The organism is Actinoplanes sp. NPDC049316, from assembly GCF_040677315.1.
In the GTDB taxonomy this organism is placed as follows: domain Bacteria; phylum Actinomycetota; class Actinomycetes; order Mycobacteriales; family Micromonosporaceae; genus Actinoplanes.
Map to the genome: position 1 here is coordinate 177304 of NZ_JBFAQM010000008.1, position 12712 is coordinate 190015.

10 protein-coding genes are annotated in these 12712 nt (G+C 70.9%); 5 read left to right on the forward strand and 5 right to left on the reverse strand.

The window, feature by feature from the left end; genetic code table 11:
- Positions 1 to 25: 25 nt before the first annotated feature.
- The 4 genes from AB0K03_RS15305 to AB0K03_RS15320 form a co-directional block, all read right to left on the reverse strand.
- Complete coding sequence (locus tag AB0K03_RS15305) at positions 26 to 544, reverse strand: hypothetical protein (RefSeq protein WP_364684626.1); 519 nt, start codon at positions 542 to 544, stop codon at positions 26 to 28.
- Positions 544 to 1167, reverse strand: a complete 624-nt coding sequence (locus AB0K03_RS15310; protein WP_364684872.1) for an HNH endonuclease family protein — start codon at positions 1165 to 1167, stop codon at positions 544 to 546. Before AB0K03_RS15310 ends, AB0K03_RS15305 begins: the two co-directional genes overlap by 1 nt.
- A 315-nt stretch (positions 1168 to 1482) precedes the next feature.
- A complete protein-coding gene (gene leuA, locus AB0K03_RS15315) occupies positions 1483 to 3222 on the reverse strand; it encodes a 2-isopropylmalate synthase (RefSeq protein WP_364684628.1) in 1740 nt (579 codons plus the stop codon).
- 197 nt (positions 3223 to 3419) lie between these two features.
- On the reverse strand, positions 3420 to 4232 hold the full coding sequence (locus tag AB0K03_RS15320; protein WP_364684630.1) for a hypothetical protein: 813 nt from the start codon (positions 4230 to 4232) through the stop codon (positions 3420 to 3422).
- Positions 4233 to 4496: 264 nt separating this feature from the next.
- Here AB0K03_RS15320 and AB0K03_RS15325 point away from each other — a divergent pair, with 264 nt between their 5' ends.
- The 4 genes from AB0K03_RS15325 to AB0K03_RS15340 all read left to right on the forward strand — a co-directional run bounded on the left by AB0K03_RS15325 (position 4497) and on the right by AB0K03_RS15340 (position 10127).
- Complete coding sequence (locus tag AB0K03_RS15325) at positions 4497 to 5762, forward strand: aspartate kinase (RefSeq protein ID WP_364684632.1); 1266 nt, start codon at positions 4497 to 4499, stop codon at positions 5760 to 5762.
- 8 nt (positions 5763 to 5770) lie between these two features.
- Positions 5771 to 6835 carry an aspartate-semialdehyde dehydrogenase gene (locus tag AB0K03_RS15330; protein ID WP_364684634.1) on the forward strand — a complete coding sequence of 355 codons (1065 nt, stop codon included), beginning with the start codon at positions 5771 to 5773 and terminating at the stop codon, positions 6833 to 6835.
- A gap of 83 nt (positions 6836 to 6918) precedes the next feature.
- The gene (locus AB0K03_RS15335; RefSeq protein WP_364684636.1) at positions 6919 to 8637 is read left to right on the forward strand and encodes an integrin alpha; all 1719 of its coding nucleotides are present in this window, start codon (positions 6919 to 6921) and stop codon (positions 8635 to 8637) included.
- Complete coding sequence (locus tag AB0K03_RS15340; protein ID WP_364684638.1) at positions 8634 to 10127, forward strand: calcium-binding protein; 1494 nt, start codon at positions 8634 to 8636, stop codon at positions 10125 to 10127. The genes AB0K03_RS15335 and AB0K03_RS15340 overlap by 4 nt, the downstream gene beginning before the upstream one ends.
- Positions 10128 to 10131: 4 nt before the next feature.
- On the opposite strand, the gene AB0K03_RS15345 is transcribed toward AB0K03_RS15340, so the two are convergent.
- Positions 10132 to 11415 (reverse strand): methyl-accepting chemotaxis protein, encoded by a 1284-nt coding sequence (locus tag AB0K03_RS15345; RefSeq protein WP_364684640.1) that lies wholly within the window; start codon positions 11413 to 11415, stop codon positions 10132 to 10134.
- A 187-nt stretch (positions 11416 to 11602) separates the two neighbouring features.
- Between AB0K03_RS15345 and AB0K03_RS15350 the strand changes: the two genes are divergently transcribed.
- Complete coding sequence (locus tag AB0K03_RS15350) at positions 11603 to 12706, forward strand: glycoside hydrolase family 19 protein (RefSeq protein WP_364684642.1); 1104 nt, start codon at positions 11603 to 11605, stop codon at positions 12704 to 12706.
- Positions 12707 to 12712: the final 6 nt, after the last annotated feature.

Genomic DNA, 12712 nt, shown 5'->3' on the forward strand with positions numbered 1-12712 from the left:
CTCGATCTGTAAAGGTTGTTGCGGATCAGCCCTCGGGGCGGTTCAGGATGCCGACCGCCACGGCGTGTACGGCGTCGAGGTCCGCCGGGTCCTTGAGCTGCGCGTTCGCGCCGGTGACGGCGTACCACTCGTCGGCGTCCTTGTACTGGGCGCGGACGACGACCCGGCCGCCGGAGAGCTCGGTGCGCAGGGTCAGGTCGCCGGTGATGACGCCGACCTCGTCGGTCATGACGCCGCCCTGGCCGGCGGTGATGTCCGTGGTCCGGCTGTCCGCTCCCGCCGCGCTCGGCTGGGGCGCGGCCGTCTCGCTCGCCGGCTCCGGTTGTGTCGCGGCCGGTTGGTCCGGGGCCGCCTGGGGCGCGGCCGGCTGGGCCGGGGTGTCCGTGGCGGCCGGGCGGGCGGCGGAGTCGGGCGCCTCCCCGGCGGTGGCGGCGGGTGCGGCGGGTGCGGCGACGGCCGGCTGCGCGGGCGTCTCCGAAGCGCCGGGCCGGGCGGCGGCCGCGGTCTGCGGCGCGGTGGGCTGCGGTGCGGCGGGCTCTGTCATCAGCACTTCTCCAGCATGTCGGCGAGCGCGGACTTCTCGGCGGTGGTCACCGTGAGCTTCCAGTGCCACTTCACCGCGATCCAGTCCTCGGCGTACTGGCACCAGGCGCCGGTCCGCTCGGGCTTCCAGGTCGACGGGTCCTGATCACCCTTTGACCGGTTGGACGCCGCCGAAACCGCGATGAGCTGCGGATCGTCGACGTCGTTGGCGAAGTCCTCGCGCTTGGCGTCGGTCCACGAGCTCGCCCCGGAGCGCCAGGCGTTCGCGAGCGGCACCATGTGGTCGATGTCGACCTTCGACGGGTCGGTGATCTTGACGCCGTCGTACACGCTGACCCACGTTCCCGCGACGACGTTGCAGCCGGACACCTTGACCTTGGTGCCGTCCCGCTTGAGCACGGTGTCGCGGACGTCGCAGTTGCTGCCGGTGCTGCGCCAGTGCGGGAACCTGTCCCGGCTGTACCGGCTCATCGAGCCGGCCTTGGCCACGGTCAGCTTGTTCAGCGTGGTCCGGGCGGAGCCGGCGTCACGGGTGGAAGTCGTCTTCCCGGTGGGCTTCGAACCGGGTTCGTCGGTGACCGTGACTTCGCAACCGGCTGCGGTGAGGGCGGTGAGGGCGAGCATGGCGACGGTGACGTGCACCGTCCGGCGGGGGGCGTGGCGAGGGGGCACGAAGCAAGCGTATGCAACGTACGCCCGCTTCGCCCCGCCCGTCACCCCCGCCCCAATCATCCCGCGTGCCGCCGGCTCGTGGCCGGGCCGGGCAAGAAGGGCCGCCGGCTCGTGGCCGGCTCCCGTGTGCCGCTGGTCCGGGACCGGCATGCCGCTGGTCCGGGACCGGCTTCAAGGGCGCGGCGAGGCTCCGGCTCGTGGCCGGCTTTCAGCACGCCGCCGGCTCGTGACCGGCGGCGCGCCCGGGAACTGCGGTTGGGTCTTCGCTCAGCGGACGCGGTTCACCGCGCTGGTCACGGCCTTGATCGAGGCCGTGACGATGTTGGCGTCGAGGCCCACGCCCCACACCGTGCGGTCGTTGATCTCGCACTCGACGTACGCGGCGGCCTGCGCGTCCTCGCCGGAGGTCAACGCGTGCTCGGCGTAGTCGAGGACGCGGACCTTGATGCCCAGCGGCTCGAGCGCCTGCACGTACGCGTCGATCGGGCCGTTGCCGAGGCCGACGACCGGGCGGCGGGTGTTGCGGTGCCGCACCTCCGCGTCGATCTCGACCTTGCCGTCCACGGTGGCCGTCGTGTAGCGCTCCAGCTCGACCACACCGAACTGCTGGTGGTCGACCAGGTACTCGGTCGCGAAGATGTCCCACATCTGCTGCGGGCCGACCTCGCCGCCCTCGGCATCCGTGACGTGCTGCACCACGCCGGAGAACTCGATCTGCAGCCGGCGCGGCAGGTCGAGCTTGTGCTCCTCCTTCATGATGTACGCCACGCCGCCCTTGCCGGACTGCGAGTTGACCCGGATGACGGCCTCGTACGTGCGCCCGAGATCCTTCGGGTCGATCGGCAGGTACGGCACGCCCCAGGCGAACTTGTCCACGTCGACGCCGGCCTGCGTGGCGTCCTCCTGCAGCGCCGCCAGGCCCTTCTTGATCGCGTCCTGGTGCGAGCCCGAGAACGCGGTGTAGACCAGGTCGCCGACGTACGGGTGCCGCTCGTGCACCGGCAGCTGGTTGCAGTACTCGACCGCGCGCTTGACCTCGTCGATGTCCGAGAAGTCGATCATCGGGTCGATGCCCTGGGAGAACAGGTTCAGGCCCAGCGTCACCAGGTCCACGTTGCCCGTCCGCTCGCCGTTGCCGAACAGGCAGCCCTCGACGCGGTCCGCGCCGGCCAGTACGCCCAGCTCGGCGGCGGCCACGGCCGTACCCCGGTCGTTGTGCGGGTGCAGGCTGAGGATGATGCTCTCGCGGCGGGGCAGGTGGCGGTGCATCCACTCGATGCTGTCCGCGTACACGTTGGGGGTGGCCATCTCCACGGTCGCCGGCAGGTTGATGATCAGCGGGCGGTCCGGGGTGGGGTCGATGACGTCGATGACCGCCGAGCAGATCTCCAGCGCGTAGTCCAGCTCGGTGCCTGTGTACGACTCCGGCGAGTACTCGTAGAAGATCTCGGTGTCGGGGGTGTGGATCTCCGCGTACTTCTGGCAGAGCCGGGCCCCGGTCGCCGCGATGTCGGTGATGCCGGCCTTGTCGAGGCCGAAGACGACGCGGCGCTGCAGCGTCGAGGTCGAGTTGTAGAAGTGGACGATCGCGCGCTTGGCGCCGCGGATCGACTCGAAGGTGCGGTCGATCAGGTGCTCGCGGCACTGGACCAGCACCTGGATCGTCACGTCGTCCGGGATCAGGTCCTGCTCGATGAGCTGGCGGACGAAGTCGTAATCGGTCTGGCTGGCGGCCGGGAAGCCGACCTCGATCTCCTTGTAACCCATCGCGACGAGCAGGCTGAACATGCGCCGCTTGCGCTCGGGGGACATCGGGTCGATCAGGGCCTGGTTGCCGTCGCGCAGGTCCACCGCGCACCAGCGCGGGGCGGCCTCGATGCGCCGCGACGGCCACTGGCGGTCGGGCAGGTCGACGGCGAACTGTTGTTGGTACGGGGTGTAACGCTCGAACGGCATCCGGCTGGGGCGCTGCCGGGCGATCGGGTCGACGGTGACGTCGCTGGACATGCGAGCTCCTACAGGAGGTTGGTCAGTTCACGAGGACCGACCGGCGCGCGTCAACTCCGCGACGAGGTGCCGGCCTCGGATGGGGCCTCGTCGCGGCAGCGAAGAAGGAGCGCGTACCACATGTCAAAAGTCACCCTAGGCGGTCGGCCCGCCCGGCGCTAACTCTACGCCCGGATCGTGAGAAACCCCCGGTCAGCTCACCCGGCCGAGGGAGCGATCGACGGCTGCTGCGACGCGGATGACGAGGTCACGGGCGGTGTGGTGGGCGGCGGGGAGGACATGCCCATCGGCTTGCCGCCGGCCACCGGGCCCGGCAGGTCGACGGTCGGGGGCGCGGCTGCGGGCGTACCCGAGATCGTCAGCGTCCCGAAATCGACCCGCGCGGCCGTCAGCAAGCCGTCGTCGCTGTAGCAGTAGATGCCCACGTCGACCGGCGCGGCGAGGGAGGCCGAGATGCCGTCGACCGAATAGCACTTCCCCGATGAACCGGGCAGCGGCTGTGCGGCGGACACGGACAGCGCGGACTGACGGTCGGTGAAGACGGGCAGCCACTGGCGGAACACGCGCTCCACCTTCGGGTCGTACCGCTTGGGGATGCGCTTGCCCTTGTCGGCGACGTGGATGCAGTACGGCGCGACCGGGTTCGTGGCGGACGGGACGGCGCACTGGAAGACGCCGGCCTCGGTCTGCACGATCGAGACGTCGGCCGTGCCGCCGAGGGCGCCGCCCGGGATGTCGACCCGCCAGCTCCCGTCCGTGGCGACCGTGGCCATGACCGTCCGCGGGTCCCGGCCGGCCACGTCGAGCGTGTAGACCGCGGTGTACCGGCGGTCGATCGCGAGCGCCGCGCGGGCGGCGAGGTCGATGCGCGCGTCGTCGTCCGCGGGCGGTGCCGAGGCGGTCGTCGGTGCGGGTTGCGCGGGCGCCGCGCCTCCGCATGCGGCGACGCCGGCGGTCAGCATGGCGGCGGCCAACGCGGACAAAGCACGCGAGGCGGGACGGGAGCGCATCGAGACATTCTCGCCTCCGCTGGACGCGTACGAGTCGATGCAAGGACCCGAACGCCTCCGGCGTGTCGCGCGGTGGTGCGCCGCACAGGCCGGATTCTGGGATCGCATGTCAGCGATGCCGACGCCCGCCGCTAGGCTGGTCTGCGATCGACTCGACCGACGCCGCCGGCCGGACAGTGCCGGCGGCGTCGGCACGTGCGGGGTTGGAAACCCGCGGGGTCGGGACGTGCAGGCTGGTACGGCGTGGGAAGGGAGTCGGCTGCCGTGGCTCTGGTGGTGCAGAAGTACGGCGGTTCGTCCGTGGCCGATGCCGAGCGCATCAAGCGCGTGGCGGAGCGGATCGTGGACGCCCGTAAGGCCGGCGACGACGTGGTCGTGGTGGTGTCCGCCATGGGCGACACCACGGACAACCTCCTCGACCTGGCCAACCAGGTGAGTCCGTTGCCGCCCGGCCGCGAGCTCGACATGCTGCTGACCGCGGGCGAGCGCATCTCGATGGCGCTGCTCGCGATGGCGATCCACAACCTCGGCTACGAGGCCCGGTCGTACACGGGCTCGCAAGCCGGCGTGCTGACCACCTCGGTGCACGGCAAGGCCCGGATCATCGATGTGACGCCCGGCCGGCTGCGGACCGCGCTCGACGAGGGCGCGATCGCGATCGTGGCCGGCTTCCAGGGCGTCTCCCAGGACACCAAGGACATCACCACGCTGGGCCGGGGTGGTTCCGACACCACCGCGGTCGCGCTCGCCGCGGCGCTCAACGCCGACGTCTGCGAGATCTACACCGACGTGGACGGCGTCTTCACCGCCGACCCGCGGATCGTCGCCAACGCGCGCCACATCCAGCAGATCACGTACGAGGAGATGCTCGAGCTGGCGGCCGGCGGGGCCAAGGTGCTGATGTTGAGATGCGTGGAGTACGCGCGCCGGTTCAAGGTGCCGATCCACGTACGCTCGTCGTACTCGAGCAAGCCCGGAACTGTCGTCACCGGATCGATGGAGGACCCGAACGTGGAACAAGCGCTGATCACCGGGGTCGCCCACGACCGGAGCGAGGCCAAGATCACGATCGTCGGCGTGCCGGACGAGCCGGGCGCCGCCGGGCGCATCTTCGAGACGGTCGCCCAGGCCGAGATCAACATCGACATGATCGTGCAGAACGTGTCGACCGAGGGCACCGGCCGCACCGACATCTCGTTCACGCTGCCCAAGGCCGACGGCCCCACCGCGATGGCGGCGCTGGACAAGATCAAGGAGCAGATCAAGTTCAAGAGCCTGCTCTTCGACGACCACGTGGGCAAGGTGTCGCTGATCGGCGCCGGCATGCGGTCGCACCCCGGTGTCGCGGCGCAGTTCTTCGCCTGCATCGGTGAGGCCGGCGTCAACATCGAGATGATCTCGACCTCGGAGATCCGGGTCTCGGTCGTCTGCCGCGACACCGACCTCGACACCGCCGTGCGCGCGGTCCACGACACCTTCGAGCTGGGCGGCACCGAGACGGCCGTCGTGTACGCGGGCACCGGCCGGTAACGCCTCTGATGGGGTCGTCGCAGCCCACGCTCGCCGTCGTCGGAGCCACCGGTTCCGTCGGCACGGTGATGCGCGAGCTGCTGACCTCCCGGCGCAACGTCTGGGGCGAGATCCGCCTCGTGGCGTCGTCCCGCTCGGCCGGCAAGGAGCTCGCCTGCCGCGGCGAGCAGCTGACCGTCCGCGAGCTGACCCCCGAGGTCTTCGACGGCGTCGACGTGGCGATGTTCGACGTGCCCGACGACGTCTCGGCCCAGTGGGCGCCGGTCGCCGTCGGCCGGGGCGTGACGGTGGTCGACAACTCGTCGGCGTACCGCATGGAGCCGGACGTCCCGCTGGTCGTGCCCGAGGTCAACCGCGAGGACCTGCGCCGGCGCCCGCGCGGCATCGTCGCCAACGCCAACTGCACCACGATGGCGATGATCATGGCGATCGCGCCGCTGCACCGCGAGTACGGGCTCCGTGAGCTGGTACTGGCCTCGTACCAGGCGGTGTCCGGCGCGGGCCAGATCGGCGTGGACGTCCTGCACGATCAGCTCAGCAAGGTGGCCGGCGACCGGACGCTCGGGTCCCGCCCGGGCAACGTCCGGCAGGCCGTCGGGGACGACCTCGGCCCCTTCCCGGCTCCCCTGGCGCTCAACGTGGTGCCCTGGTCCGGCGCCCTGGCCGCCGACGGCTGGTCCTCCGAGGAGCTCAAGCTCCGCAACGAGTCCCGCAAGATCCTCGGCCTGCCCGACCTCAAGGTCTCCGCCACCTGCGTCCGCGTCCCCGTCGTGACCGGCCACTCCATCGCGGTGCACGCGGTCTTCGCCTCCGAGATGAACGCCGAGGAGGCGCGCCAGATCCTGCGCAACGCCCCCGGCGTCATCCTGGTCGACGACCCGGAGTCCGGCGAGTTCCCCATGCCCATCGACGCGGTCGGCACAGACCCCTCCTGGGTCGGCCGGATCCGCCGCGCCATGGACGACCCGCGCGCCCTCGACCTCTTCATCACCGGCGACAACATGCGCAAAGGCGCGGCGCTGAACACGGTGCAGATCGCGGAGCTCATCGCCGAGGAACTGAGCAAAGCCTGACTCTGTGCCCCGGGTCACAAGGGACGGGACAGCAGGGCGATTGCTGATCTTCTATCGTGCTGCTCCTGACTTCTAGGAGCCCCGTGAAAACCGTACGCATCGTGGCGGCCGTCGTGGCCGCCTCGGCGGCCTCCGCCACCGTTCTCGCCATGACCCCGGCCGAAGCCGGCCAGCGTCCCGTTCCCCCGTCCGGCGACCACGCCGCGCGCCCGTGGGCGGTGCGCGCGCAGGCCGGCGCGACCGCCCGCGCGCAGGCCGGCGCGACCGCCCGCGCTCTGTCTTCCGACCTGCCCGGCGCGACGGAGATCGTGCGCGACGGCATCACCCTTCTGCACCTGCGCACGCCGGTCACGAAAACCCCGGTGACCGGCCGCGGCGCCACCCGGTCCGACTTCGACGGTGACGGGCGCGATGACGTCGCGGCGTTCAGCAACCTCGGCGTGGTCGTCTCGTACTCGTCGGCGCCGGTGCGGGACCGGCTCACCACGGAGATGCCCGGCGGTGGCTGCGTGTGCTTCGGGTCCGAGATGGTCACCGGCAACTTCAACGGCGACAAGTACGACGACCTGGCCGTGTCCGACGCGGGTGAGGCCGACCTGAACGCGATGGGATACCACGCGGGGGCGGTCTGGATCTTCCTCGGCGGCCCGTCGGGGCTGCGGGTCGATGCCGTCAAGCACATCAACCAGAGCACGTCCGGGGTGCCGGGCGCCTCCGCCGAGTCGGACTGGTTCGCCGACGCGCTGGCTGCCGGTGACGTCACCGGGGACGGCCGGGACGAGCTGTTGATCGGCATCCCGGGCAAGAAGGTGGGCGGCAAGAAGGAGGCCGGCGCCGCGGTCGTGCTCAAGGGCGGCGCGAGCGGGATCGTGACCAGCGGCGCGAAGTGGATCGATCAGAACAGCACGGGCGTGCCGGGCGGCGCGGAGACCGGCGACCACTTCGGTGGCGCGATCGCGGTCGGCAAGCTCAACAAGGACAAGTACCAGGACGTGGTGATCGGCGCGCCGCAGGAGGACGACGGTCAGGCGTGGATGGGCAGCGGCTCCGTCACACAGTTCTGGGGCACCGGCGGCGGCGTCTCGTCGAACAAGGTCACGGTGGTCGCCGGGTCCGCGACCGGCGCCGCGGCCGAGGCCAAGGACGCGGTCGTCTGGTATCTGGGCGGCGTCCTGGCGATCGCCGACACGACCGGTGACGGGTACGGCGAGGTCGTGGTCGGTGACTCGGCGGCCCAGGCGAACTGGACCATCAACGGCGGGGTCGTGGTGACCCTGAAGGTGGGCGGCTCCGGCATCACCCACAAAGGCATGGTGCTGCTGTCCCAGCACGACAAGAGCATCGCGGGCGCGTCGGAGGACGACGACTACTTCGGCGACTCGATCGCCGTCGGGGACGTGACCCAGGACGGCATCGCCGACGTGCTGGTCGGGGTGCCGGGCGAGGACGTCGGCAGCGCCGTGGACGCGGGCGCCGTGGTGCTGCTGCGCGGGTCGCGCAACGGCCTGACCGGTTCCGGTTCGTGGACGCTCACCCAGTCCTCGACGGGTGTCCCGGACGCGCCCGAGCGCAACGACTGGTTCGGCGCCGGCGTCTCGTTGCTCAACCTCAACGGGATCAAGGGCCTCGACGCCGTCGTCGGCGCGCCGGGCGAGCTGGTCGCCGGCGACCAGGCCGGCTACGCGTCGGGCACGGTGACGAGACTGTACGGCGGCAGCAACGGCCTCGGCGGCGGCTCGGCGGTCAGCGGCCGTTCGGTGGGCGTCGAGGAATCCTCCTTCGGACGGGTGGCACACCAGTGAGCGACGTACGCATGCGCATCGCCCTGTCCGCGGCCGTCGCGGGTCTCCTGACGGCCGGCACCACCCTGATCGCCGGGCCTGCGTCGGCGGCCTCCACCGGCGTCGCGAAGGTCGTCGGCGACACCAAGGTGCAGTTCACCGCCGCGAGCGGCAAGGCCAACAAGGTCGTGGTCACCCGGTCGGGCCGCACGTTCACGATCGACGACGTGGTGACCGTCAAGGCCGGCGCGGGGTGCAAGGCGGTCAGCGGCGACTCGACGAAGGTCCGCTGCACGACGCCGAAGAATCCGACCTGGTTCATGGTCTACACCGGCGACAAGAACGACTCGATCAAGAACCGGACCGACCTCGGCATGACCGCGCGGGCCGGCTCCGGCACCAACTGGATCACCGGCGGCCCGAAGCACGACGAGCTGTTCGCCGACGACGGCCCGGACACGATCTGGGGCGCCGGCGGCGACGACTACATCTACTCGGCCGGTGGCAACGACACCATCTACGGCGGCGCCGGCAGCAACGAGCTGATCGGCGGCCCCGGCAACGACACCATCTACGGCGGTCCCGGCTTCGACCGGATCCGCCCGGAGTCGGGCAACGACGTGGCGCACGGTGGGGCCGGCGACGACTACTTCGAGGAGAGCTCCGGCAACGACGTCCTGTACGGCGACGACGGCATGGACGAGTTCTTCCAGAACGAGAGCGAGGGCCGCGGCGCGCAGGACATGCACGGCGGGCCGGGCTGGGACCGGGTCAACTACTACTTCCGTACGGGTGCGGTCGTGGTGGACGCCGACGGCAAGAAGCGGGACGACGGGGCACGCGGCGAGGGCGACTCCGTCGGCGCCGACATCGAGGGCATCGACGGTAGCCAGGGCAACGACTGGCTGGCCGGGAACACCGGTGACGGCTGGATCAACGGCAACGAGGGCAACGACGAGCTGTACGGCTACAGCGGCGCCGACGACCTCGACGGCGGCCCCGGCAACGACCGGCTCGAGGGCGGCAACGGCGACGACACGCTGCACGGCGACTTCGGCAGCGACGTCATGCTGGGCGGCGCGGGCGTCGACGAGGTCTCGTACCACGACCGGCTGGTGACCGTGGTCGCCGACCTCGACGGCAAGACCGGCGACGACGGCTCGTCCGGCGAGAAGGACACCATCGGCGCCGACGTCGAGAACCTCTTCGGCGGCTGGGGCAACGACACGCTGACCGGCAACGCGGGAGCCAACCGCATCAACGGCAGCCACGGGTCGGACGTCATCCGCGGCGGCGACGGCGACGACACGCTGGACGGCAGCGAGGGCATCCGCGGCGGCGTCGACCGGGTCTACGGCGAGGCCGGCGACGACGTCCTCACCGCCGGCGACTACGACGAGGACGACCGGTACGTGCTGGACGGCGGCGCGAACACCGAGGTGGGTGACCTCTGTGTGGCCGGCCGGTTCGGGACCGGCGAGTTCGTGAACTGCGAGCGCACCGAGCCCTGATCTCTCAGGAGGCGATGCCCGCGGTGGAGTGGGCCACCTCGTCGGCCGCGCTCGTGACCAGCTCACGGGTGCGGCCGGCGAGCGTGACCTGCTCGCCCATCACCGAGGAGGCGAGCCGCTGGGCGTCGGCCACCGAGCTCAGCCGGCTCGTCATGTCCGACACCGCCTTGCCGACCGCCGCGGCTCCCGTGGTCACCTCGTGCACCGTGGCCTCGATGCGGGCGGTCGCCTCGGCGGTCTGACCGGCGAGCTGCTTGACCTCGCCGGCCACGACCGCGAAGCCTTTGCCGACCTCGCCCGCGCGGGCCGCCTCGATCGTCGCGTTGAGCGCGAGCAGGTTGGTCTGGTCGGCGACCGCCTGGATCATGCCGGCGATCGTGGCGATGTCCGCCACCGACGTCCGCAGCTCCTCGAGGGAGGTCAGCGCCGCGTCGGCGTCCGAGAGGGTGGTGCCGACCTGGTCGCTGGCGTGCTCAACCGTGCGGGCCACGTCCGACAGGGCCGACTCGAAGCCGCCGAGGGCCTCGTCGGCGTCGGTGCGCAGCCGGGCGCCGGTCTCGCTGGTGCGCTCGAGGACGTGCTCGAGGCGTACGGCCATCTGCTCCGCGCGGGCCAGCTGGGCGGTCGCCTCCTCGCGTGCTGTCTCCTCCCGCCGGGTGGCTTCCTCTGCGGCCTCGCGAAGCCGTACGGCCGACTCCTCGGCGAGCTGCGCCTGGCGGGCCTCGTTCTCCCGGCGCGCGGCCGCGTCGAAGTGCCAGTACGTGATCTGGGCCGCGGACATCGCCAGCACGAAGCCGGCGTGCAGCAGGGCACGCCAGAACAGCGCCGAGGTGGAGTGCCCGCTGTGGGCGAAGACGAGGTCGGGGGCGAGCAGACCCACGCCGAAGTGGTGGGCGGCCACCAGGAGGACGGCCACCGCGAAGGCCGTCCACTCCTGGTAGAGGCCGATCAGCACGATCACCACGAAGAAGTGGAAGTGCAGGTCGATCGAGCCGCCGCCGGCGTGCACGAGCGCATCCGCGGCGAGCAGGAAGCCCACGCTGGTGGAGATCGCGCGGCCGCGCTGGCTCCCAGCGGTGCCGGCGAGGACCCCGCAGGCGAGGACGCCGCCGATGACGGCGAGCAGCAGCGTGGCGTGGTGACCCGGGCTGAGCTCTCCGGTGAAGTAGCCGAGCACGAGGACCACCGGCACATGCAGCCAGAGCAGTACCCGGAGCACCCGGTGCCGGGCGGAGAACGCGGCCTCCGACAGGGCGGCGTCCGGTACGAGGCGGCCGAGCATCGTCATGGCTGAACCTTTCGGGTCGAGTCGCGATCCCTGTCGGTTCGTCCGGGCGCAAGCGGGAGCAATCGGGCGGTGGCAAGTCGGTTTCAGATTAATCCCTGAAGTTTCTTTACAGATATTGACGCGGCCGCCGCCCATCTAGTTGAGTCGATCCATCCCCCTTGATCCCCACGAAGCGGAACGGTGAACCATGCCCAGAAAACGGCTCCTGTCGATCTTGGCGACGGTGGGTGTCGCCGTCGCAGGCGCGGCCGCCGCGGTCATCCCCATGACGGCCTCCAACGCGGCCGAGGCGTGCGCCGCGGCGTACAGCAGCAGCGCCGTTTACACGAACGGCATGAAGGTGTCGTACAGCAGCCACAACTGGACCGCGAAGTGGTGGACCCAGGGTGAGGCGCCGAGCACCGGCGGCTCCGGCGTGTGGCAGGACAACGGCACGTGCGGCGGCGGCACCACGCCCCCGCCCGACACCGGCGGGAACTGCAACTACCCGAACTGGGCCGCGGGCACCTACTACGCGGCCGGCTCGATCGTGAAGTACACCAACGGCAACTACTACCGTGCCAAGTACGAGAACCCGGGCTACGACCCGGTCATCAGCACCTGGTATTGGGAGCCGTACAGCTGCAGCGGCACGGGCACGACCAACCCGCCGCCCCCGCCGAGCACCGGAAACGGCTTCCCGGTCAGCGAGGCGCAGTTCAACCAGATGTTCCCGAACCGGATCCCGTTCTACTCGTACGCCGGCCTGCTCGACGCCGTGAAGAAGTTCCCGGCGTTCACCACCACCGGCAGCGACACGGTCCGCAAGCAGGAGGCCGCGGCGTTCCTGGCGAACGTCAACCACGAGTCCGGCGGCCTGGTGTACGTCGAGGAGATCAACCAGGCGAACTGGCCGCTGTACTGCGACCGCAGCCAGCCGTACGGGTGCCCGGCCGGGCAGTCCGCGTACCACGGCCGTGGGCCGATCCAGCTGAGCTGGAACTTCAATTACAAGGCGGCCGGTGACGCGCTCGGCATCGACCTGCTGAACAACCCGGACCGGGTCAAGAACGAGGCGTCGGTCGCCTACCAGACCGCCGTCTGGTACTGGATGACCCAGCGCGGCCCGGGCTCGATGACCCCGCACGACGCCATGGTCAACAGCCGCGGCTTCGGCGAGACGATCCGCAGCATCAACGGCTCGCTCGAGTGCAACGGCGGCAACCCCGCGCAGGTGCAGAGCCGCGTGGACGCGTACAACCGTTTCACCGCGATCCTCGGCGTCAGCCCCGGCAGCAACCTCTACTGCTGAGCTGCG